The organism is Microvirga sp. HS2 (assembly GCF_055792805.1).
Window position 1 is genome coordinate 44,111 of sequence record NZ_JBVVAJ010000014.1, and the last position, 20,593, is coordinate 64,703.

20 protein-coding genes and 2 riboswitches are annotated in these 20,593 nt (G+C 65.2%); of the genes, 17 read left to right on the forward strand and 3 right to left on the reverse strand.

Going from position 1 to position 20,593, the window contains the following annotated elements:
- Nucleotides 1–76 precede the first annotated feature (76 nt).
- The 7 genes from ACS5Q0_RS14005 to ACS5Q0_RS14035 all read left to right on the forward strand — a co-directional run bounded on the left by ACS5Q0_RS14005 (nucleotide 77) and on the right by ACS5Q0_RS14035 (nucleotide 6,020).
- Nucleotides 77–556, forward strand: a complete 480-nt coding sequence (locus ACS5Q0_RS14005) for an RNA polymerase sigma factor (RefSeq protein WP_473127326.1) — start codon at nucleotides 77–79, stop codon at nucleotides 554–556.
- Nucleotides 556–1,284: an anti-sigma factor family protein gene (locus ACS5Q0_RS14010; RefSeq protein WP_473127257.1), complete on the forward strand. Its 729-nt coding sequence runs from the start codon at nucleotides 556–558 to the stop codon at nucleotides 1,282–1,284. The genes ACS5Q0_RS14005 and ACS5Q0_RS14010 overlap by 1 nt, the downstream gene beginning before the upstream one ends.
- Nucleotides 1,285–1,498: 214 nt before the next feature.
- Nucleotides 1,499–2,713, forward strand: a complete 1,215-nt coding sequence (sorA, locus tag ACS5Q0_RS14015) for a SorA family sulfite dehydrogenase catalytic subunit (RefSeq protein ID WP_473127258.1) — start codon at nucleotides 1,499–1,501, stop codon at nucleotides 2,711–2,713.
- A 14-nt stretch (nucleotides 2,714–2,727) separates the two neighbouring features.
- On the forward strand, nucleotides 2,728–3,039 hold the full coding sequence (sorB, locus tag ACS5Q0_RS14020; RefSeq protein ID WP_473127259.1) for a SorB family sulfite dehydrogenase c-type cytochrome subunit: 312 nt from the start codon (nucleotides 2,728–2,730) through the stop codon (nucleotides 3,037–3,039).
- A gap of 885 nt (nucleotides 3,040–3,924) precedes the next feature.
- Complete coding sequence (locus ACS5Q0_RS14025) at nucleotides 3,925–4,632, forward strand: hypothetical protein (protein ID WP_473127260.1); 708 nt, start codon at nucleotides 3,925–3,927, stop codon at nucleotides 4,630–4,632.
- A gap of 136 nt (nucleotides 4,633–4,768) precedes the next feature.
- Nucleotides 4,769–5,368 (forward strand): hypothetical protein, encoded by a 600-nt coding sequence (locus ACS5Q0_RS14030; RefSeq protein WP_473127261.1) that lies wholly within the window; start codon nucleotides 4,769–4,771, stop codon nucleotides 5,366–5,368.
- A 106-nt stretch (nucleotides 5,369–5,474) separates the two neighbouring features.
- Nucleotides 5,475–6,020 carry a hypothetical protein gene (locus ACS5Q0_RS14035; RefSeq protein ID WP_473127262.1) on the forward strand — a complete coding sequence of 182 codons (546 nt, stop codon included), beginning with the start codon at nucleotides 5,475–5,477 and terminating at the stop codon, nucleotides 6,018–6,020.
- Nucleotides 6,021–6,110: 90 nt separating this feature from the next.
- Here the strand turns inward: ACS5Q0_RS14035 and ACS5Q0_RS14040 are convergent, their stop codons facing one another.
- Nucleotides 6,111–6,554, reverse strand: a complete 444-nt coding sequence (locus ACS5Q0_RS14040; RefSeq protein ID WP_473127263.1) for a nuclear transport factor 2 family protein — start codon at nucleotides 6,552–6,554, stop codon at nucleotides 6,111–6,113.
- 367 nt (nucleotides 6,555–6,921) lie between these two features.
- On the opposite strand from ACS5Q0_RS14040, the gene acnA reads away from it, so the two are divergent.
- The 3 genes from acnA (at nucleotide 6,922) to ACS5Q0_RS14055 (ending at nucleotide 11,649) form a co-directional block, all read left to right on the forward strand.
- Nucleotides 6,922–9,645, forward strand: coding sequence for an aconitate hydratase AcnA (gene acnA, locus ACS5Q0_RS14045; RefSeq protein WP_473127264.1), 2,724 nt, complete (start codon nucleotides 6,922–6,924; stop codon nucleotides 9,643–9,645).
- On the forward strand, nucleotides 9,642–10,607 hold the full coding sequence (locus tag ACS5Q0_RS14050) for a Bug family tripartite tricarboxylate transporter substrate binding protein (protein ID WP_473127265.1): 966 nt from the start codon (nucleotides 9,642–9,644) through the stop codon (nucleotides 10,605–10,607). Before acnA ends, ACS5Q0_RS14050 begins: the two co-directional genes overlap by 4 nt.
- A gap of 121 nt (nucleotides 10,608–10,728) precedes the next feature.
- Complete coding sequence (locus ACS5Q0_RS14055) at nucleotides 10,729–11,649, forward strand: GntR family transcriptional regulator (RefSeq protein ID WP_473127266.1); 921 nt, start codon at nucleotides 10,729–10,731, stop codon at nucleotides 11,647–11,649.
- Between the two features lie 101 nt (nucleotides 11,650–11,750).
- Here ACS5Q0_RS14055 and ACS5Q0_RS14060 read toward each other — a convergent pair whose 3' ends face one another.
- Nucleotides 11,751–11,981 carry a hypothetical protein gene (locus tag ACS5Q0_RS14060; RefSeq protein WP_473127267.1) on the reverse strand — a complete coding sequence of 77 codons (231 nt, stop codon included), beginning with the start codon at nucleotides 11,979–11,981 and terminating at the stop codon, nucleotides 11,751–11,753.
- 271 nt (nucleotides 11,982–12,252) lie between these two features.
- A riboswitch (glycine riboswitch) is annotated at nucleotides 12,253–12,341 on the forward strand.
- A 480-nt stretch (nucleotides 12,342–12,821) separates the two neighbouring features.
- Here ACS5Q0_RS14060 and ACS5Q0_RS14065 point away from each other — a divergent pair.
- The 6 genes from ACS5Q0_RS14065 (at nucleotide 12,822) to ACS5Q0_RS14090 (ending at nucleotide 19,762) form a co-directional block, all read left to right on the forward strand.
- On the forward strand, nucleotides 12,822–15,239 hold the full coding sequence (locus ACS5Q0_RS14065) for a penicillin-binding protein 1A (RefSeq protein ID WP_473127268.1): 2,418 nt from the start codon (nucleotides 12,822–12,824) through the stop codon (nucleotides 15,237–15,239).
- Nucleotides 15,240–15,255: 16 nt separating this feature from the next.
- Nucleotides 15,256–16,893 carry a peptidoglycan D,D-transpeptidase FtsI family protein gene (locus ACS5Q0_RS14070; protein WP_473127269.1) on the forward strand — a complete coding sequence of 546 codons (1,638 nt, stop codon included), beginning with the start codon at nucleotides 15,256–15,258 and terminating at the stop codon, nucleotides 16,891–16,893.
- Between the two features lie 28 nt (nucleotides 16,894–16,921).
- Complete coding sequence (locus ACS5Q0_RS14075) at nucleotides 16,922–17,566, forward strand: trimeric intracellular cation channel family protein (RefSeq protein ID WP_473127270.1); 645 nt, start codon at nucleotides 16,922–16,924, stop codon at nucleotides 17,564–17,566.
- A gap of 137 nt (nucleotides 17,567–17,703) precedes the next feature.
- Nucleotides 17,704–18,045: a cupin domain-containing protein gene (locus tag ACS5Q0_RS14080; protein WP_473127271.1), complete on the forward strand. Its 342-nt coding sequence runs from the start codon at nucleotides 17,704–17,706 to the stop codon at nucleotides 18,043–18,045.
- Between the two features lie 186 nt (nucleotides 18,046–18,231).
- Nucleotides 18,232–18,372 (forward strand): hypothetical protein, encoded by a 141-nt coding sequence (locus ACS5Q0_RS14085; protein WP_473127272.1) that lies wholly within the window; start codon nucleotides 18,232–18,234, stop codon nucleotides 18,370–18,372.
- 227 nt (nucleotides 18,373–18,599) lie between these two features.
- Nucleotides 18,600–18,688: riboswitch (glycine riboswitch) on the forward strand.
- A gap of 351 nt (nucleotides 18,689–19,039) precedes the next feature.
- On the forward strand, nucleotides 19,040–19,762 hold the full coding sequence (locus tag ACS5Q0_RS14090; RefSeq protein ID WP_473127273.1) for a L,D-transpeptidase: 723 nt from the start codon (nucleotides 19,040–19,042) through the stop codon (nucleotides 19,760–19,762).
- A gap of 93 nt (nucleotides 19,763–19,855) precedes the next feature.
- Here the strand turns inward: ACS5Q0_RS14090 and ACS5Q0_RS14095 are convergent, their stop codons facing one another.
- Complete coding sequence (locus ACS5Q0_RS14095) at nucleotides 19,856–20,284, reverse strand: YybH family protein (protein ID WP_473127274.1); 429 nt, start codon at nucleotides 20,282–20,284, stop codon at nucleotides 19,856–19,858.
- Between the two features lie 147 nt (nucleotides 20,285–20,431).
- Between ACS5Q0_RS14095 and ACS5Q0_RS14100 the strand changes: the two genes are divergently transcribed.
- Complete coding sequence (locus tag ACS5Q0_RS14100) at nucleotides 20,432–20,569, forward strand: hypothetical protein (protein WP_473127275.1); 138 nt, start codon at nucleotides 20,432–20,434, stop codon at nucleotides 20,567–20,569.
- Nucleotides 20,570–20,593 lie beyond the last annotated feature (24 nt).

Here is a 20,593-nt window from a genome sequence, read left to right on the forward strand (position 1 = left end):
TGAACAGACTTGGCCGGGTTAGTGTCAATCAAATGGAGATCGTAACGCCCTGTCTCGCCCGATCGACACATTCCTCATCTCGGCCTGGCCGCGGCTTATGGGCTATGCCTTGAGGCTGACCCGCGAGGCGGATCTGGCGCACGATCTGATGCAGCAGACGGCTCTGCAGGCGCTGTCCTCGAGGGAGAGCCCTCGCGATCAGAAGGCCGCCCTTGCATGGTTGTTCAAGGTCGTCCGTAATGCCTGGATCGATCAGACCCGCCGACGCGCCGTGAGAGATCACGAAGTGCTGGGGGCAGAATCCGAGGAGACCTGGTCCTTCGACGACGACCTGATCACGACCCTCACAGTGCGTCAGGCGCTCGACGCGCTGTGCCCGGCCGACCGGCAGGTGATTACGCTCGTAGATCTCGAGGGACGCACCTATCGGGAGGCCGCCATGATCCTGCGGGTGCCGACAGGCACCATCATGAGCCGCCTGCACCGGGCGCGCTCCCGCATGTTATCGGCCATCGCAGCCGAACCGGCACGATCTCCGGACAAGGAGCCCCGTTGATGCGATGGGAAACGATCAACGCCTATGTCGACGGAGAGCTCTCTCCGGAAGAGGCGAAGGACATTGCCGAGCGAGCGGCGCGGGATCCCGCTCTCCAAGCGCGTATTGCAACTTTCTCCCGTTTGAAGGAAACGACGGCTGTCGCCTTGCGGGGCGCTCGGTCAGCGCGCGCCGCCGCGCCGTCATACCGGCGCGGCTGGAGAGTGATGGCCGCCGGTGCGGCCTTGTTTCTGATCGCCGCGGGAGCCCTCCTCGTTCCCCTTGCGTCGCAAGAGCGGATGGAACCCGGGGTCATGGTGTACCGCAACTGGGTCGCCGGGGCCGAGCTTGCCGGCGTGCCCCCGCCCAGTCCGCTTGAGATCGGGACATGGCGAGGATCTCCCCCCGACCTCGAAGCGGCCCATCTCCGGCTCGTCCTCCTGGCACCGGGGAAGGATGCTGGCCAGGGGGTTCTCCTGGGATATCAGGGGCCGCATGGATGCCGGGCCGGCCTCTGGATCAGTCGTTCTTCTGCCGCCGAAGCTCCCTATGCGCCAGACAGGGACATCCGGACCGTTCGATGGACGATCGGCGGCACCGACTTCCTTCTTCTCGCGCATGGCATGGATCACGTTCGCCTGACCATGCTGGCCGATGCGGTGGAGCACCTGACGCGCGATCGCGATTCCGGCCAGGTGCGGGTCGCGCTCAGTCAAAGCGCAGAGATCGGATTGCCCTGCAGAGGCTAGAGCATCGGACGTAACGGCTGGATCCATCCGACGCTCCCACGATTGCGCAGTGCAGCGCGGGGCCGGCCCTTCGGGCTCGCCCGATGCCCTAACGCCAAGTTTTTCTTCGGATCCCCCGAATAATCGGGCGTTCCCGTGCGTCTCTTCTCTCAATCCATCGGCGGACGAGCCATACTCGGCTCCAAACAACGATCACATAAGGGAGGTCGCACTCATGCTCGATAGACGAGAACTCCTCAGGCGGGCGGGAGCCGGCATGCTGGCTCTTGGCAGCGGCACGCTGGCCACATCGCTCAAGGCACTTGCCGCCGACGCCGTCACGCTGCCGTTCGGCAATGGCGAGCGTCCCCTCGTACAATATCCGGGCAAGCGCCCGCTGATCCAGATGACGGCTCGGCCGCCGCAGCTCGAAACGCCGTTCTCCGTCTTCAACGAAGGCATCATCACGCCCAACGATGCCTTCTTCGTGCGCTACCATCTCGCGGACATCCCGCTCTCGATCGACCCGGACACGTACCGCATCGAGATCAAAGGCATGGTCGACAAGCCGCTGTCGCTTTCGCTTTCCGACCTCAAAGGGATGGATGCCGTCGAGCTCGTGGCCGTGAACCAGTGCTCCGGCAACAGCCGGGGACTTGTCGAGCCTCGCGTGGCGGGCGGCCAGCTCGCCAATGGCGCCATGGGCAATGCCCGCTGGAAAGGTGTGGCGCTGAAGAGCGTGCTCGATCGCGCCGGCGTGCAGGGCGGGGCGCGGCAGGTCACCTTCAACGGCCTCGACGGGCCGGTCGTCCCGGAGACACCCGACTTCGTCAAGGCGCTCGATATCGATCACGCCCGCGACGGCGAGGTCATGATCGCCTATGCGATGAACGGCGAAGACCTGCCTTGGCTCAACGGCTACCCAGTCCGCCTCGTCGTGCCCGGCTATTACGGCACCTACTGGGTCAAGCATCTCAGCGAAATCACTGTCGTGAACAATATCTACGACGGTTTCTGGATGAAGACCGCCTATCGCATCCCGGACAACGCCTGCGCCTGCGTCGAGCCTGGAAAGACACCATCGGCGACAGTGCCGATCAACCGCTTCGATGTCCGCTCCTTCATTACGAATCTCGCGGACGGCGCGGTGGTGAAAGCCGGCGCCGAAACGCCGGTGCGGGGCATCGCTTTCGACGGCGGCTACGGCATCACCGATGTCGTGCTCTCAGGCGATGGCGGCAAGACCTGGATTGCCGCGCAACTCGGTCAGGATCTGGGCCGGTACTCGTTTCGGGAATGGCAGGCCATGATCAAACTTCCGGCCGGCACGCACCACCTGAAGGTGCGAGCGATCAACCGCATTGGTCAGTCGCAGCCGATCGATCCCTTGTGGAACCCGGCCGGATACATGCGCAACGTCGTCGAAACGATCCGCGTGAGCGCAGCATGAGCGAGGCGAGACACATGACCAGAATGATCTTCGTCGCCGCCCTCCTGAGCGGCACTGTTACGGTAGCGACCGGTGCAGCAGCCGCGGAGCCCCGCACCTATGTCCTTCCTGAAGAGACGGCCACTCTCAAGCCCGGTCCCGGGGTCGAGGCGGCGCAGAACAACTGTCTCGCCTGCCATTCGGTGGACTACATCGCCATGCAGCCGCCCAAGAAGGGCAAGGCGTTCTGGGAAGCGGAGGTCACCAAGATGATCAAGACCTATCACGCTCCCATCGACGAGGCGGATGCAAAGGTCATCAGCGACTATCTTGCTCAGACGTACTGACGCCCTGAGACCGGGCAGCCCTCAACGTCAAGGGTGCTCTCGTCGCGATCCGACAGGGCTTCCCTCTGTCAGAGCATCGCGCGAAAAAGTGGATCCGGTTTTCCGCGCGACGTTCTTGTTCAAGGAGAAAGCATCGGGTCTGTCCCAAGGGTGCAAACCCACTTTTTGACCCGATGCCGTAGAGCTGTTTGCGCTCGCACGAACGAGAGCTGCTTCGGCTGACGTCGAAGCAGCTCTTCTCTTTGGTATGCCGCGTTTCTTTGCGGCGAACCAAATGACGGGATTTCAGTGGGCGCAGGGCGCTGCTCACACCTGAATGATCCGGAATGGTTACAGGGCGCGATCGCCTTCCGAGAACAGGAAGCGGTTCATGACTCTGAGGTACTCCCTGAATTTCCGAGCACGTGCACGAGAACCGTCTGCGAGCTGCTTCCGCCGTCGTCACGCTTCCACAATGCACTTGGCCCATCGCGCATCTCGTCGCGGAATGGCGTGCAATCGCATCATGATGCAGGATTCAACATCTGCTCCGCCATCGACCGATGGGCCTGTAAACGGGTGCCGGTCGGGGCCGTCATTTCGAGTTGGACCTACTCGAAAGAGGTGTTGCCGAATTTTGGCGAGTGGAAGTAGCCCCCAAGCATATTATCCTTTCTAGAAGGACAAAATCTGCCGAGTTGTTGCTATCAAACCTCCGAACTTGGCTGCGCCACGGCAAAATGATGGCGAAATAAGGGTTACAAAGGAGGAGACGTGACTATTTCTGTTGTTTCTACATTCTTGGCTTTTGCCTTTGCATCATCTGCTGCCCAGCAGAACTTTTAGCACTCCGAATCCCATTCAACATCATCACCGTTCCGAGACTGAACGGTAGGGAACACTCATATGAAGCGGATCATCTTTGCCGCTGCGACAGCCGCTGTGCTGCTCGCAACCCCGGCGCTCGCTCAATCGACCGGCACATCGACATCGGGCGCTTCGACCAGCAATTCCGGCGCGACAGCCATCGTGAATGGCGACACCGTCTACAATCCCGCGAAGACGAAGCAGCGAATTGCCTCCACAGCATCAGGCATCGCGCCCGGCCTCACAGCGGCAGGCGTTCATTCATGCGCCGGTTCAGCGTCGATCGGCGTTGGCGGGGTCGGTTTCAATTTTGGAGCCGGCGCAACTTACGAGATGCAGGAATGCAACCGGCGAGCCTATGCGGCGACGCTGATGGGAATGGGCCAGAACGCTGCGGCTCTCGCCCTCGTCTGCAACAATCCCGAGGTTCAGACCGCTCTCAACCAGACGGGTGTGGTCTGCCCTCAACAACGGGCCGCGATGCAGCAGGCGCAGGCACTCGCCGCCGCGACTGGGCAGCCTCTCGTCTATTATGGCGACGGCTCGGGAAGCTCATCTGGAACGCGTTACATTCCGGCCAACGGACAGGGCGGAGCGCCGCTGATCCCGCTCAGCGGGGACACTCGGACGCGATATGCCTCCACCACCGGTTCCATCGGGATGGCAGCTCAGGCCGCGCCGCCATTCTGCTTCAATCCCCGCACGTACAACGCATCACTCTGCGCTGGCGTCGGCACACCTCAATAAGGCGGCGCAGCCTGAAAGGGCACGGGTGTACGAACCATGCCCGGCGACCCTTTCAGGGTGCGGAAAAGAGATCCGTCACCGGTGCCATCGAAACGATCGCATTCATCGTCTATCGTCTTATTCAAGGGAATATCTGATGCGTATGCTCGTTCTTTCTTCCGTTGCTCTCGTTGCTCTGACCGGCGCCGCCCTGGCCGGGCAGCCGCCCCACCAGGGTAACGGCCCGCAGAACAATCAGCCGGACGTCAATGCTCGCGCCTATGGCTATCTCTACAACCGCGAAGTCACCAACGCCCGCCAATTGAATGCCGAAGCGTATCTCCAGGCGACCGTCAGCCACACTCAGTCGGGTGGCTCTTCCTGGAGCGTGAACGGCGCTCATCAGTTCCAGGCGACCGCGAACAACGGCGTCGCTGCTGCGAACTCGCAGGGTGCCGCCAACCAGGCTGCGTCTTCCTCGTATGAAGGCATGATGAAGGGCGCTGCCGCCGGCAACGCCTCGATCACGGATCAGGGCGGCTTCGCTCAGGTCGGCAACATTGCCGCCGGCAATGTTCTGACGCCCACCACGGGTCAGGCGCAGGGCTCGACTTCGGGCGGCTTCTCGGGTGGCGGCAGCTACACCAACACCAACACCTACACGGGCTCCATCTATGGCTCCGTGAACTACAACAGCGCTTCGCAGTCCAACGCGAGCGGCTACGGCGCAGGCGGTGCGATTTCGTACCGGAACTGATCCGCATCGTGGCGAGGGCAGGGCTTCGGCCCCTGCCCTTCCTTTGCAAAGGAACATCACGACGCAATACGGCGATCTGCCGATTGTCCGATACCGGAGGCTACCCATGCGAAGCGCCATCCCGTCCGCTCTCGGTTTGCTGATCTTGAGCTGTGCGGCTCACGCTCAGACGGCCAGCGTCACACCTCATAGCAGCACTTTGGGGGTCTTTCTCGGGAATCTGCCGCTGACGAATGCGCAGAACCTCGTGGCGGGACAATTATGGGATCAGGGTGTCAGGGCGTCTCAGCAATCGATCGGCCCGAACACCCAATCCTACGCCATCTCGAACGGCCATGCGAGCATGCGGACGACAGCGAGTTCATCGACGACCAGCACCACGACCATGACCCGCAGATCCGACGGGCGCTCCGGAACGGGGTCCGTCACGAACAGCGGGCAGAACGATTTCTATATCTGGGGGGATGCGCGGTTCGACGCGATCACCAAGAACGGCATCGGCTCCGCCTGGGGATACAACAGCGGCCATGTCGCAAGCTCGGCAACGCTCAACGGCGGCGGTTCGACAGGAGGTCACTCATCCTCCTCTTCAACCAGTTCAAGCTCGTCCTCGAATGCTACTGCCATCACGGGTGGAGGGCTGCGCCGATAGGCGGGATAGGCCGGGCGCAAGCCTGTCGCCCAGCCGGCCTCATCGCGGGCGGCGAAATGAGGCCACCGGACGACCTGATCCAGACAGCCCTCACGGATGGTCCGGCTCACCCGCTCCGGGTGTTGCGGCGGCGAATGCACAAGCCGTGTCGTAGAACTCGAAGAAGTCGACGGCCTTTCCATCCCGAAAGCGCCATATATCGACCTTCGGAGTGTCCGCAATCCCTCCGGTCGCCTTATGACGCCAGACAGCCCGGCCGATCGCCACGACACGGTCATCCTGGGCGACGAACTCGTTCATGTCGTAGGAGATCATGTCCCAGTCCCGCGTCAGCCCTTCCAGATAATCGAGGATCTGCTCCTTGCTGCTGCGGGGAGCAGAAAAGGGCATCTCGGGTGCGCCGTTGGCGAGCGAGCCGAGCGAAATGTCGTCGGCCATGATCTTTGTCCAGCACGCGCAATCAGCGCCTTTCTGCCCTGACCATCGGGCATAGGCGTCTTTGAGGATCGCGACGTTGTCGCTCTCGGTTGCCATGAAAGCCTCCTGCCAGCCTCGTCATTTCAAGATGCCGCTACGACGCCTTCGGCGGAGCGCGCCCGCTCGGACCGGGACATCGATGCCGGGTGGAATCATACGAGCGAAGGCCCGGCAGACTAACTCACTATGAAGAGGTACCCGGCGGCCTCTCCGCGGCATCCGCCGGCCAGATTGTGAACCAAGCTCGGGCCTATCCCCGCCTGGATGTTTCCTGCCGCACGAGCCCCGTCCATGCTCCCCACACAGGCACCCGCCTGCGCATATCATAACTTTAAAATGCAATTTCATTTGCATTTAGTTTTCGGATTATGCAATTATCGTGCTCGCCGCACAGCCGACGCCTTCTGGGATCCCATTCTGAATCATGAGCCTCGCCGCCGAGATCACAACCGCCGCACGAAGCCTCCGCATCGTCGACCTCCGTGCAGCCGCTGGGGAAAACCTCGAACGGCTGCCGCATATCCTGCGGATCATGCTGGAGAACGTGCTGCGCAACGCGGGCGAGGACGCGCTGCGGGGCAAGGCGGCGATCCTCGACTGGCTGGGCAGCGGGCGCAGCGAGGAGGAAATCCCGTTCCTGCCGGGACGCGTCCTGATGCACGACACCACCTGCGGCCCGGCCCTGGTGGACATCGCCGGCATGCGTGCCTCCCTGGCGGAGGCGGGCTTCGATCCCGACCGTCTCAATCCTGTCCTGCCCGTCGACGTCTCGACGGACCATTCCCTCGCCGTCGATGCATTCGGCACGCCCGATGCGCTCCGGCGCAACATGGAACGCGAGTTCGAGCGCAATGCGGAACGCTACCGCTTCATGAAATGGGCCACACGCGCCCTCACCGGCCTCCGCGTCCATCCGCCGGGCACCGGCATCATGCACACGCTCAATCTGGAGCGGTTGGCGACCGTCGTCACCACTGCCGCGCGCGACGGGGTGTCGTGGGCCGTGCCCGATACGCTGATCGGCACCGACAGCCACACGCCCATGATCAATGGGATCGGCGTGCTCGGCTGGGGCGTCGGCGGGCTGGAGGCGGAGAGCGTCTTCTTCGGCATGCCCGTGATGATCCGCGTGCCGGAGATCGTCGGCGTTCGCCTGACCGGACGCCTGAGGCCGGGCGTGCTTGCGACCGACCTCGCCCTGACGGTCACCGAGCGCCTCCGTCGCATCGATCTGGCGGATCGCTTCGTCGAGTTCTACGGCAAGGGCGTCTCGACGCTCTCCGCCGGTGACCGGGCTGTCGTCGCCAACATGACCCCGGAATTCGGCGCCAATTCGGGTTTCTTCCCCATCGACGAGCAGACGCTGCGCTACCTGCGCGAGACCGGCCGTTCCGCGGAGCAAATCCGCCTCGTCGAGGAATATGCGCGGCGGCAGGGCCTCTGGTTCGATCCGGAGGCGGCTCCGCGCTTCAGCGGCACGATCGAGATCAATCTCGACGAGGTCGAAGTCAGCCTCGCCGGTCCCCGGCGGCCGCAGGACCGCATTCCGGCGAGCGACACTCTCGCAGCTCTCGCGCCGATGCTGGTGGGGCGGCCCGCCACTGCGTCCGCCGGGCAACCGGGCGATGGGGCTGTGGCGATTGCGGCGATCACGAGCTGCACCAACACATCCGATCCCAGGCTGCTGATTGCCGCCGGACTCGTCGCCCGCAAGGCGCGTCGCTTCGGCCTCACGCCTCCTGCCTGGGTGAAAACGTCTCTCGCACCCGGATCGCCCACCGCCGAGCGCACCCTGCGCCGCGCCGGATTGCTGGAGGACCTCGAGGCCATCGGTTTCGGCATTGTCGGTTATGGCTGCACGACCTGCATCGGCAATTCAGGTCCGCTGCCTGCCGTCATCGAGCGGGCCATGGCCAAACGAGGGATCCTTCCCGTCGCGGTTCTCTCGGGCAACCGCAACTTCCCGGGGCGGGTCCACCCGCAGCTCGAGGCGGGCTTCCTCGCCTCACCGCCGCTGGTCGTCGCGTTTGCTCTCGCGGGCGACGTCCACCGCGACATCCTCGTCGATCCCATTGGCCGCTCGTCCGCGGGTGAGGACGTCCGATTGACGGATCTCTGGCCTGACGGCGACGAGATCGACGCTGCATTGGCCAAGGCCATCGATGCCGACGACTACGCCACGTCGTACGACGAGGCCGAAGCCAGCGAGGCGTGGCGGGTGCTCGACGCGCCCGCGACGGCTCTGTTCCCCTGGGACGAGAGTTCGACCTATATCCGGCGCCCGCCTTTCGCGGGCTTCGGCAAGGGTACGCGCCTTGGAACCTATGCGGCGCATCCGCTGCTCGTGCTCGGCGACGACATCACGACCGATCACATCTCTCCGGCGGGGCAGGTTCCGCAAACGAGCGAAGCCGCCGAGTATCTGGTTCAGCGTGGCGAGGACCTCCGCGATCTGAACGTCTTCGCATCGCGGCGAGGCAATTGGGAGGCGATGGTGCGCGGCCTGTTCACGAACAAATCCGTGCGCAATCTCCTCGGCCCTGAGATCGCACCGGGCTTCACGATTCATGCAGGATCGGGCGAGCAGCTTCCACTCTGGCGCGCCGCCGAACGCTATGCGCGCGAGAAAGCCCCGGTGGTCGTGGTCGCAGGCGAACGCTATGGCATGGGCTCGTCCCGCGACTGGGCCGCGAAAGGCGTCGCCCTGCTCGGCGCACGCGCCGTGCTCGCCTCGAGCTTCGAACGCATTCATCGCTCGAACCTGATCGGCATGGGCATCCTGCCCCTTCGCCTTACGGCCGATCGGCACCCGAGCCACCTGCATCTGCGGACCGGCGATCAGCTCGTCATCAATGCCGACCCCGCGACGATCAGCCCGCGCGGCGCGGTATCCGTCACCCTTCGCCGCGCATCGGGGGCGAGCGAAACCTTCAGCGCCACCGCCGCTATCGAGACGGGGCTCGAAGTCGAGATCCTGCGCGGCGGCGGCATCATTCCCCTCATCCTGCATCGCGTCACCAGGGCGGAGGCCACAAGCCGCGCGACGCATGCAACTGGGATCGCCGGCAGCGGCGAGCATCAGACGCTGAGCGGCAACGTCCGCTTTCGCGTTCAACACCTCACGCAAACCCAAGGGAGGAAATCGTGAGCCAATTGACCAAGACAATCCGCGGTGTCGCCGTCGCCGCCATGACGCTCGTCGCGTCGTCGGCCTTCGCGCAGCAGGAGCTCAAGATCATGGCGCCGGCCGGACCCGGCGGCGGATGGGACTCGGCCGCTCGCTCGATCCAGCAGGTGCTGACGCAGACGGGCCTCGCCAAGAGCGTCCAGGTGGTGAACGTCACCGGCGCGGGCGGCACCGTGGGCCTCGCCCAATTCGTCAATCAGGCGAAGGGCGACCCGAGCCAGCTCATGGTCAACGGCATCACCATGGTCGGCGCGATCCTCACCAACAAGGCGCCGGTCACGCTCGATCAGGTCACGCCCATCGCACGCCTCACGGGCGATCCGCTCGTGATCGTCGTCCCCGCCAACTCGCCCATTCAATCGGCCAAGGAACTGGCCGCCGCCGTCAAGGCGGATCCGGCGAAGGTGACCTGGGCCGGCGGCTCAGCGGGCGGCGCGGATCACATTCTGGCGGCGCTGTTCGCCAAGGCGGCCGGCTCCGATCCCGCGAAGGTCAACTACATCGCGTTCTCGGGCGGCGGAGAGGCGCTGGCGGCCATGCTCGGCGGGCGCGTGACGGCCGGCATCTCCGGCTATGGCGAGTTCGAAAGCCAGATCAAGGCCGGCAAGCTGCGGGCGCTCGCCATCTCGTCCGGCAAGCGGCTTGCCAATGCCGATGTCCCGACCCTCAGGGAGCAGGGGATCGACGTCGAGGTCGTGAACTGGCGCGCCATCATGGCGGGTCCCGGCATCACGGCGGACCAGAAGAAGGCCCTCGCCGAGACGGTCGACAAGCTCGTCAAGTCCAAGGAATGGGCCGAGATCCTCCAGCAGCGCGGCTGGGAGGATTTTTACCTCGCCGGAGATCCCTTCACGGCCTTCCTCAAGGAGGAGCAGGTTCGCGTCGGGGACGTGCTGAAATCCGTCGGCCTCGTGAAGTCCTGACGCCCGGCGCCCGAAGGCGACCACGATGTCCTCGGGCCTGCGGGCCCGAGGATACCGCGAGCGCGACAAATCGGATAAAGGAAGAGCAAGCCGTCCTGGGGATCGATGCGAGGGGATGCTCATGAGTTCAGCCGGAGAGCGTGCGGTCAACGGAAAGCGAGAGTTGACCGAGGGTCTCGCCGCGCAGATCCTGGAGCATATCCGCGGCGGCGGGCTGCCCGACGGCACGCACCTGACGGCGCAGGAATTGTCCCAACGCTTCAGCGTCTCCCGCTTCCCCGTCGGTCAGGCCCTGCAGCTGCTCGCCACCAAGGGCGTCCTCACCCATCAGCGCAACCGCGGCTACTTCGTTTCGGACATCGGGAATGCCTCGCCGGAGAGCCTCGGCCTGACGACCCGGGATGACGCCTCCAGCGTCTACTTCCGGATCGCCGAGGATCACCTTCACGGCCATCTGCCGGATCCCGCCTCCGAGACCTATCTCAAGGAGACCTATGGGGTCACCAAGGCTCAGCTGAATGCCGTCCTGGGTCGCATTGCCCAGGAGGGCTGGGCCGAGCGCCGCCCCGGCTACGGCTGGTCCTTCTCGCCCATGCTCACGACCCCGGAGAGCCTGGAGCAGACCTACCGGGTGCGCCTGGCGCTCGAGCCCGCCGCCCTGCTGGAGCCGACCTACCGCCTCGATCCCGACGTGGCGGCCCGCTGCCGCGAAGCGGAGCTCCGGCTGCTCGCGGGCGCCATCGAGACGGACAGCGCCGACGCGCTCCACGAGCGCGGCGTGCGCTTCCACGAGGCGATCATCGGCGCTTCCGGCAATCCCTTCTTCCTGGAGGCGGTGCGGCGCATCAACCGCGTCCGCCGCCTGCTGTCCTACCGCTCGATGATCGACCGCAAGCGCTACCGCCAGCAATGCGAGGAGCACCTCCAGATCCTCGATCTGCTCGCGCAGAAGAAAAACGAAGAAGCCTCGGAGGCTCTGCGCCGCCACCTGCAGCACACCATCGGAAACCTCCAGAAGATCAGGCCGATCCTGGAGCGGTGAACGAGCTGCCCTGCCCGGCCGGCCGGGGAGAGCCCAAGGGCGCGTCTCCGGCCATCGGCGGCTCGGGGCCGGCGAGGAAACGCGTGAAGCCGTGTCTGCGGTCATGATGACATCCTGTCCGAGCCAGTTCCGAGATCGGCGTCCGGCAGCGCCACGGCTTCGCTCCGGCACGAGGCTTCCTGTCCCGTCAGCGCCAGAATTTCTCGCGCAAGGCGAAGCGCGGCATCCGAGGGGAGCGCATCGGGATGCTCGACAAGGGCCAGGAGCTGGAGCACGTGGGCCCGCCGGGTCTGATCCCGGTCATCCGATGCGCTTGAGCAGAGCAGGCACATCCTTGCCTCCCGATCGTCGCGACGGCATCAGGCGCGGAGCCGTGCCCGATGCAGGGGGCTTGGTGCAGGGGGCTTGGCTTCTTCTTGATCGTGCAGAGAGAAACGACCTCCTGGCAGACGTCGCACCCTGTGCCCGAGGTTCCACATCCAAGAGAAAATCATCGGAAAGTGTCCGGTCCTGGTCGCCCCTGTCGGCGGCCCATCCCGAGGGAACCCGACCGCACCGCGTCCGGGGAACACAATTCTGCCGCAAACCAAGCTAGATTGACCTGAGCAATGAGCGGGAGAGAGCCAGCGTGCTGGCCGCCGAAGGAGCAACTGCCCCGGAAACTCTCAGGCACCCTGGACCGCTTCGTTGCCGAACACTCTGAAAAGTGGAGCAGCCTGCTCCCGCCCACGGTGAAAGTCGCGGTTGCCCTCGCAACCCGACGAAACTCTCAGGCCAATGACAGAGGGGGCTCCTTTCGCAGCATTGCCTGCGGCCTTTGACGGAGCCCATGAATGCCGTTTACCCGAACACCCGCACGCGATGATGCGACTGCCTCGCCACCAATGCCGGCGACGAATCCGGTGCGCCGGATCCGGCCGTGGCTGAGCCGGTGATACGCGCCGCAATCCATCCCCGAACGCCAATCGACCGGCTTCGCAGCACGCTTCGCTCATCGCTCGATGCGTGACCGATGACGGCTGCCCGTTCGAGCGGGCGTCGCATGCGATCGTTCGGCGCGAGAATCCCCAAGAGCTCCCCCAAGAGCTCTCCCAAGAACTCTCATTGTCATTGACCGTCATCGAGCGGGTGCCTTCCTGCGCGATGGCCTCGCCTGAACCCGGATGCTCACGATGCGTTTCGTCCTCCGCTTCTTCGGCTTTGCCCTGGCCCTGGCCTCCCTCCTCCTCGTCAGCGGCTCGCTGGCCGTCGGCATTCTGCTCTGGCATCTTTCCACCGATTTGCCCGATCACGCGGAGCTCGCCCGCTACGAGCCCGCGATGACGACGCGCCTGCATGCCGCCGATGGCAGGATCATTGCGGAATACGCGCGCGAGAACCGGCTGTACCTTCCTCTGGCGGCCATGCCGCAGCGGCTCGTCGCCGCCTTCCTGTCGGCGGAAGACCGGCACTTCTACGAGCACAACGGCATCGATCCCAAGGGCATCGGCCGCGCCCTGCTCGCCAACCTCGCCAGCGACGGAAGCCGTCCGCAAGGCGCCTCGACGATCACCCAGCAGGTCGCCAAGAACCTGCTGCTGTCGCGCGAGCAGACCTACAGCCGCAAGATCAAGGAGATCCTCCTCGCCTTCCGGATCGAGGAGACCTTCAGCAAGGATCGCATCCTCGAACTCTACCTCAACGAAATCTATTTCGGCATGGGCCACTATGGCGTCGCCGCAGCCGCGCTGGGCTATTTCGACAAGTCCGTGCACGAGCTGAGCCTGGCGGAGGCCGCCTATCTCGCTGCCCTGCCCAAGGGCCCGAACAACTACCACCCGTTCCGCCAGCCCGAGGCGGCGCTGGCCCGCCGCAACTGGGTCCTGGAGCGGATGATGGCCAACGGCTACATCAAGCCGAACCAGGCCGCCGCAGCGATGGCCGAGGCCTTCGCGGTCGATCCGCGCGCGATCTCGCCGCACGAGGCCCGGGCAGGCTACTTCGCCGAGGAGGTCCGGCGCGAACTCGCCAACCGCTATGGCGAGGCGATGCTCTACGAGGGCGGCCTGTCCGTGCGCACGACCCTCGACCCGAAGATGCAGGCCGCGGCCCGCAAGAGCCTCGTCGACGGCCTGGTCCGCTTCGACGAAACCCGGGGCTGGCGCGGAACCGAGACGCGTCTCGCCTCTGTCGAGGGCGATTGGGGCGCGAGGCTCGCCGAACTGCCGACGCTTCAGGACATCCGCCCGTGGCGGCAGGCCGTGGTGCTCGCGGTCGACGCCAAGGGCGCCCGCATCGGCCTGCGGCCGGACCGGGACGCCGGCGGCGCCGTCGAGGCGGACCGCCGCACGGGACGGATCACGGACCAGGGCCTCCGCTGGACGCGCAAGAGCCGCGTGAGCGACCTCCTGCGGGTCGGCGACGTCATCCATGTCGAGCCGATCGGGAAAGCGCCGGACCAGTACCGGCTGCGGCAGATCCCCGAGATCTCCGGAGCCCTGGTTGCGCTCGAACCGGATACCGGGCGCATCCGGGCCATGGTCGGAGGCTTCTCGTTCAGCCAGAACGAGTTCAACCGCGTCACCCAGGCCTGGCGCCAGCCGGGCTCCACCTTCAAGGCGATTGTCTACGCGGCCGCGCTGGATAGCGGCTACACGCCCTCCAGCCTGGTTCTCGATGCGCCCCTTTCCATCGGCCAAGGCCCCGGGCAGGCCCCTTGGTCCCCGGTCAACCACAACGGCCGCTACGACGGTCCGTCGACGCTCCGCGCGGGCCTGGAGCGCTCCAAGAACGTGATGACGGTGCGGCTGGCCCGCGACGTCGGCATGCCGCTCGTCGCCGAATACACGCGGCGTCTGGGTGTCCAGGACGATCTCCCGCCCCTGCTCGCGATGGCGCTCGGGGCCGGCGAGACGACGGTGATGCGGATGACCGCCGCCTATGCGATGTTCGTCAACGGCGGCCGTTATATCCGGCCGACCCTGATCGAGCACATCCAGAACCGGCACGGGAAGACCATCTTCCGGCACGACCAGCGGGCATGCTCCGGCTGCTCCGCTCCCTCCTGGCGCAATCAGGGCGCTCCCAGGCTGACCGACACGACGGAGCAGGTCATCGATCCTCTGACCGCTTACCAGGTCACTTCCCTTCTGGAGGGCGTCGTCACGCGCACGCTGCCGCGGGTGTTCTCCGGCATGGATCGGCCGATCGCCGGCAAGACCGGAACGACCAACGACGCGAAGGACCTGTGGTTCGTCGGATCCACGCCGGAGCTCGCCGTCGGCGTGTATCTCGGCTACGACCGGCCGCGCTCGCTCGGGAAATCCGCCTACGGCTCGACCTATGCCGCGCCGATCGTCCGCGCCTTCCTGAAGCAGGCGCTCGCAGGCAAGGCGCGAACCGCCTTCCGGGTCCCGGCGGGCATCAAGCTGATCCCGGTCGACCCTTTCACCGGCGAGCGCAGCGCTCCCGGGGCCGGCTCGATCCTGGAGGCGTTCAAGCCCGGCACCGAACCGCCGGCGGCGGAGGCTCCCCCGGTCGCTGAATGGGGACCGGCGGATCTCCCGGCGCGGGAGGCTTATGCGCCTCCCGCTCCCGTCTTCTTCCGCTGACGCGGCAGGTGAAGCGATGGTTCGGCCTCTGTTCAAGCTCGCGCTCGAGCGCGCTCCCGACCGGATCCGGCTGGCGGCCCTCGGGTTCGTCGGCCTGTTCGCCGTCATTGCGGTGCGGCTCGTCGCGTTCGGCCTCGACCCGGCCGCGCCGCGCACGGCCTCCCCGGACCTGGTCCAGCGCACGCGGCCCGATATCGTCGACCGGAACGGCGTTCTGCTCGCCAAGGAGCTGAAGGCCTTCTCGGTCTATGCGGAGCCGCGGCGGATCATCGATGTGGACGAGGCGATCGAGGGATTGATCGAAGTGTTCGATGACCTCGACCCTCGCGATCTGCGCCGGAAACTCACGTCAGGTTCGGGCTTCGCCTGGATCAAGCGCTCGCTGACGCCCTCGGTGGCCGACCGCGTCTGGTCGCTGGGCCTCGCGGGCATCCACCTGCGACACGAGCCGACCCGCGTCTATCCCAACGGAGCGGCGGCAGCGCATGTTCTCGGCACGGTCGATATCGACAACCGGGGCCTGGCGGGCATCGAGAAATGGATCGACGCCACGATGGCGATCCCGAAGCCGGCACCCGGCTTGGCGCGGACGGAGCCTGTCGCGCCACCCGTTCGTCTGAGCATCGACCTTCGCATCCAGCACGTTTACGCCGAACACCTGCGCACCGCTGTCGAGACCTATGGGGCCATCGCCGCCGCCGGCCTCGTCCTCGACGTCACCAACGGAGAGGTGCTCGCGCTCGTGTCGCTGCCCGACTTCGATCCGAACGAACCCGGCCTGGCGCTGCGACCGGACCGGATCAACCGGATGCAGGTCGGACGCTACGAGATGGGATCGATCTACAAGGCCATCACCACGGCACTCGCGCTAGACACCGGGCTGTTCACGCTGGGCTCCACCTTCGACGTCAGCCGGCCGCTTACGGTCGGCGGCGCCAGCATCGACGATTTCCGCGGCAAGAAACGGGTCCTGACGCTGCCCGAGAGCTTCATCTACTCGTCGAACATCGCCATGGGCCGGATGGCGCTGGCCATCGGCGCGGAGAGATTCCGGTCGTTCCTGAAGACGTTGGGACAGTTCGACAAGATCCGGACGGAGCTCGCCGAGAGCTCCACGCCCATCCTGCCGTCGCGTTGGAGCGATGTCACGACCGCGACGGTCGCGTTCGGGCACGGCATCGCGGTCACGCCGCTCCAGGCCGCCATGGCGGTGGCCGCCCTGGTCAACGGCGGCGACCTGATCACCCCGACCTTCCTCGCAGGGCGCGGGGTCGGCGACCGCCTCCGCGCCGACGAGGTGATCAAGTCTGAAACCGCCGACGCGATGCGCGACCTGATGCGCCTGAACGTCGAGGCGGGATCGGCCCGTCGCGCCGCGCTCGTTCCGATGCGGATCGGCGGCAAGACCGGCACATCCGAGAAGGTTGTGGGCGGCGCCTATTCGAAGGAGAAGGTCATGACATTCTTCGTCGGTGTCGCCCCCATCGATGTGCCGCGCTACCTGTTCTTGACGATCCTCGACGAGCCCCGCGGCCTCCCGGAAACCTTCGGCTTCCGGACCTCGGGGTGGAATGCCGTACCGGTCACACGGCAGGTCATGAGCGAGACCCTGCCGTTGCTGGGAATCCATCCCTGGACGACAACCGCTCGATGACCCGCCCTTCTTGTTGGAAACGTGAGAGATGTTCGATACCTTCGCCGCCATGCTCGACTGGTTCGGGATCATCGTGTTTGCGACGAGCGGTGCACTCGTCGCCTCGCGCAAGCAGATGGACCTGGTCGGCTTTGCGCTTCTCGGCACGGCGACCGGGATCGGCGGCGGAACGATCCGCGACACCCTCATCAACGCGCTCCCGGTCTTCTGGGTGAAGGAGCCGACCTATCTGATCGCCTGCGTATTGGTCTCGTGCGCGGTGTTCTTCCTCGCTTATATCCCGCAGTCACGGCTCAAGCTCCTCCTTTGGTTCGATGCGATCGGCATGGCCCTGTTCGCGGTCACGGGAGCCGAGAAGGCGCTGCTGGCCGAGACCGGCCCCGTCGTGGCCGTGGCCATGGGCGTGATCACAGCCACCTTCGGCGGCATCGTCAGGGATGTCCTCGGCGGCGAAAGCCCGGTCATTCTCAGCCGCGAGATCTATGCGTCGGCGGCACTGGTGGGAGCGGCGATCTTCGTCGCGCTGGCGCTTGCGGGGATCGCGCGGGAATACGCGCTGGCCAGCGGCTTTCTCGTCGCGTTCGCGATCCGGGCGGCGGCCTTGCAGTGGGACTGGTCCCTGCCGCGTTATCGGCCGCGGCCCGGACGCACACGAGGTGAAATCGACCGCTGACGACCGAACGCGTCTCGACGGCTCATCCTTCGCCATGCCTCGTTCCCGCTGCCTGACGCGAAAAGGCCGCTCATGCGGACGGCGGGGGAACGCGGCGGGCGCCAGACCCGTTTCCCGGCGAGAGACAGGAGGAGCGGATGACCGACACGAGCGTGAAGAAGGTCAGCAGTGCCCACTCGCCCACAGGCGATCAAGGCGAGGTCTATCTCGCGTCCGGCAAGCGCGTCTCCATGCGGCTCTGGCGCGATGAGGAGCCAACCCGGGACAAGCCCGCGCACAGGCACGAATACGAGGTGGTCGGCTACGTGATCGCAGGACGAGCTGAACTGGTCGTCGAAGGACAAACGGTCAGGCTCGAGCCGGGCGACTCGTGGGTGGTCCCTGCCGGTGCCGAGCACACCTACCGGATCCTGGAGACCTTCACGGCCGTCGAAGCCACCGCTCCGCCGGCGCAGGTGCATGGCCGCGAACAGCGCTGATCCGAACGAGCATCGGGCGCGAGCGTTACAGGCGTTCTGAAATCGCCGCCGACAGACGGGGTGCGTCATGGCCCTGCGGCTTCGGCGCTTCGGATCAGGCACGTCATCCGGCCCCGGATATGCTACCATTCGGCGGCGTGATCCGCTGAGTCCCCGAGACGATCCTGGATGTGGAAGGAGACGGTCATGGCACACCGCGAACAGCATGGAAACCGGGAAGCGAAGAAGCCGAAAAAGGAGAAGCCCAAAGGGGGTGGGACAGCCCAGTCCTCCAAATGGGCGGTGAGTGAAATCGTCGAGGCGCGGACGGATTCCTCCAAGCATTAGAGGCATGGTCCCGCGAGATCGTGTGACGGGTCGAGCCTGAACTGGTCGGGCTCCTTCGTCGAGGCGCTGGCCAAGGGTGAGATCGTCTCGGCCGCAATCGGTGATGTCGCTCTGCGCCGTGTGCCCATTCCGCAACAGGGCCGCGCCTTCTGGTGCGGATCGGCAGCAAGGGGCGCGGGCCGCGTCCAAGCTTCACAATTCTGCCCCAAACGGACTTAGGTTGCGAACCACTGCAAGCGGGAGAGAGCCAGCGTGCTGGCCGCCGAAGGAGCAACCGCCCCGGAAACTCTCAGGCACCACGGACCGCTTGCTGGTGAAACACTCTGAAAAGCGGAGCATCCCGCTCCCGCCCACGGTGTAAGTCGCTGCCGATCAAGCCGGCTGCGATGAAGCTCTCAGGCCAATGACAGAGGGGGCCCGCGCGCAATCCGCGTACGGAGCCCTTTGGGAGCCTGATCATGCCTTCTCCATGCGATCCTCATGCGCGCCGACGCCCGGCCGTCTCGGTCTGCGCGCCCGCATTCCCGGGCCTGTTGCCCGCTCTGTAAGCGGGCGCCAACGGTCACCCGCCGAACCCCGCCCCACCACGCCTGCGTGCAACTCCGGCTGCACATCCGCACGCGCGGATGCCATCTCCTCAACCTTCTGACAAAAGCAAAATCATTCCATGTCTCCTTTCCGTCTCCGCTCCCGTCACGCTCGTTCCACGCGCCTCGTGGTGATCGGCCCAGCGATACTGACGCTGATGCTGGCAGGCTGCGTCTCGACGCAGACACCTCAGGACGCCGATCTCAAGGCGCCACATCCGACCTACGTCGCCATGTACGGTTCCCTGCCGAACGAGAAGTTTCCCCTACCCGCCACGGATATCTCAACCGTCGATCCGCAATTCCTCAGGCAAGAGGTCGCCTATGACACCCCGGAACGGCCCGGCACCGTCGTGGTCGACACAGCCAACCGCCACCTGTACCTGGTGCGGGAGAACGGACGTGCGATCCGCTACGGCATCGGCGTGGGCGCCGAGGGCATGAAATGGGCCGGACGGGCACAGGTGGGCCGCAAGGCCGAATGGCCTCGCTGGACACCCACCACCGCGATGATCAAGCGCGATCCCGAGCGCAACAAGCCCTGGGCGAACGGCATGCCTCCGGGACCGGACAACCCCCTTGGGCCGCGGGCGCTCTATCTCTTCCAGGACGGTCGGGACACCTTGTACCGGATCCACGGCACGACCGAGCCCGACACGATCGGCGAGGCGGTATCGAGCGGCTGCATCCGCATGCTCAATCCCGACATCCTTGACCTTTACAGCCGCATCCCCGTCGGAACTCCGGTCGTCGTTCTCCCGGACACACGGACGGCCGATGCCGGCATGGAGCCATCCACTTAACTGCTCCGGCCTTGAAAGCATTGTTGCATTAACGTCAAGAGGCGCCATCTGCCGGGTTAAGGCTCAGCCGTCGTCGGGCAATCGATCGCCGGATTACTTGTTCATGTTCCAGATGTCGGTGGCGATTTTCCAGTCGTCTCCGACCTTCTCCCAGATGACGACATACTTGCCGATAACTTCCTTTGATTGCGACGCTTTCGTGCGGAGAGAGAAGGTCCCGATCTCGCGGGCTGCGTTGCTCCCGAGCGGCTTCACGTCCATCGCTGTGAGCTTCATGTCGCCGACCTGCTCGGAGGCAGCTTTCCAGAACGTCAGGATCGCGTTCCTGCCCATCACCATCTCGTTTCCGGGCGGAAGGATGGTCGCATCCTCGGTATAGTGGGCGGCAACTGCCGCGATATCGCCGGTGTTGAAGGCTCTGATGAACTGATCGTTCAGGCCTTGGATGATCGCCTTGTCCTGCGCCATGGCAGAAACCGGCAGGCATAGACCGATGATAGTCAGAAGGACGTGGGCGCGCATGATGTCTCTCCGCGCAGTCAGGGCCGAAATCATCATATCACTGCTGTCAGACGCTGCCATCGAAGCTCGAACTACCCACTTGGGATGAGGTATCTCTTTTGGGTTCGATATGATTTCATGCTGCGGTCAGCGAAAAGGAGGGACCCGATGGCAGGTAAGGCTCGCATGAGACCATCGTTCAAGAAGCATACGCGCCGCTACAGGGAGGTGATTGCCCCCGCCAAGACGATTGAGGGTCTGAAGAACCTTACCAAGAAGCGCCGCTACGCGAACCGCCACGGTTAGCAGCAGGCAAATACCAGACAGCGA

What these genes read in the sequence shown, in the direction of transcription:
- ACS5Q0_RS14060 (WP_473127267.1), bottom strand. Translation starts at nt 11,981, where the DNA reads ATGTGCCTGCTCTGCTCAAGCGCATCGGATGACCGGGATCAGACCCGG.
- ACS5Q0_RS14065 (WP_473127268.1), top strand. Translation starts at nt 12,822, where the DNA reads ATGCGTTTCGTCCTCCGCTTCTTCGGCTTTGCCCTGGCCCTGGCCTCC.
- ACS5Q0_RS14085 (WP_473127272.1), top strand. Translation starts at nt 18,232, where the DNA reads ATGGCACACCGCGAACAGCATGGAAACCGGGAAGCGAAGAAGCCGAAA.
- sorA (WP_473127258.1), top strand. Translation starts at nt 1,499, where the DNA reads ATGCTCGATAGACGAGAACTCCTCAGGCGGGCGGGAGCCGGCATGCTG.
- ACS5Q0_RS14055 (WP_473127266.1), top strand. Translation starts at nt 10,729, where the DNA reads ATGAGTTCAGCCGGAGAGCGTGCGGTCAACGGAAAGCGAGAGTTGACC.
- ACS5Q0_RS14075 (WP_473127270.1), top strand. Translation starts at nt 16,922, where the DNA reads ATGTTCGATACCTTCGCCGCCATGCTCGACTGGTTCGGGATCATCGTG.
- sorB (WP_473127259.1), top strand. Translation starts at nt 2,728, where the DNA reads ATGACCAGAATGATCTTCGTCGCCGCCCTCCTGAGCGGCACTGTTACG.
- ACS5Q0_RS14070 (WP_473127269.1), top strand. Translation starts at nt 15,256, where the DNA reads ATGGTTCGGCCTCTGTTCAAGCTCGCGCTCGAGCGCGCTCCCGACCGG.
- ACS5Q0_RS14040 (WP_473127263.1), bottom strand. Translation starts at nt 6,554, where the DNA reads ATGGCAACCGAGAGCGACAACGTCGCGATCCTCAAAGACGCCTATGCC.
- acnA (WP_473127264.1), top strand. Translation starts at nt 6,922, where the DNA reads ATGAGCCTCGCCGCCGAGATCACAACCGCCGCACGAAGCCTCCGCATC.
- ACS5Q0_RS14095 (WP_473127274.1), bottom strand. Translation starts at nt 20,284, where the DNA reads ATGCGCGCCCACGTCCTTCTGACTATCATCGGTCTATGCCTGCCGGTT.
- ACS5Q0_RS14010 (WP_473127257.1), top strand. Translation starts at nt 556, where the DNA reads ATGCGATGGGAAACGATCAACGCCTATGTCGACGGAGAGCTCTCTCCG.
- ACS5Q0_RS14035 (WP_473127262.1), top strand. Translation starts at nt 5,475, where the DNA reads ATGCGAAGCGCCATCCCGTCCGCTCTCGGTTTGCTGATCTTGAGCTGT.
- ACS5Q0_RS14100 (WP_473127275.1), top strand. Translation starts at nt 20,432, where the DNA reads ATGGCAGGTAAGGCTCGCATGAGACCATCGTTCAAGAAGCATACGCGC.
- ACS5Q0_RS14090 (WP_473127273.1), top strand. Translation starts at nt 19,040, where the DNA reads ATGTCTCCTTTCCGTCTCCGCTCCCGTCACGCTCGTTCCACGCGCCTC.
- ACS5Q0_RS14080 (WP_473127271.1), top strand. Translation starts at nt 17,704, where the DNA reads ATGACCGACACGAGCGTGAAGAAGGTCAGCAGTGCCCACTCGCCCACA.
- ACS5Q0_RS14030 (WP_473127261.1), top strand. Translation starts at nt 4,769, where the DNA reads ATGCGTATGCTCGTTCTTTCTTCCGTTGCTCTCGTTGCTCTGACCGGC.
- ACS5Q0_RS14025 (WP_473127260.1), top strand. Translation starts at nt 3,925, where the DNA reads ATGAAGCGGATCATCTTTGCCGCTGCGACAGCCGCTGTGCTGCTCGCA.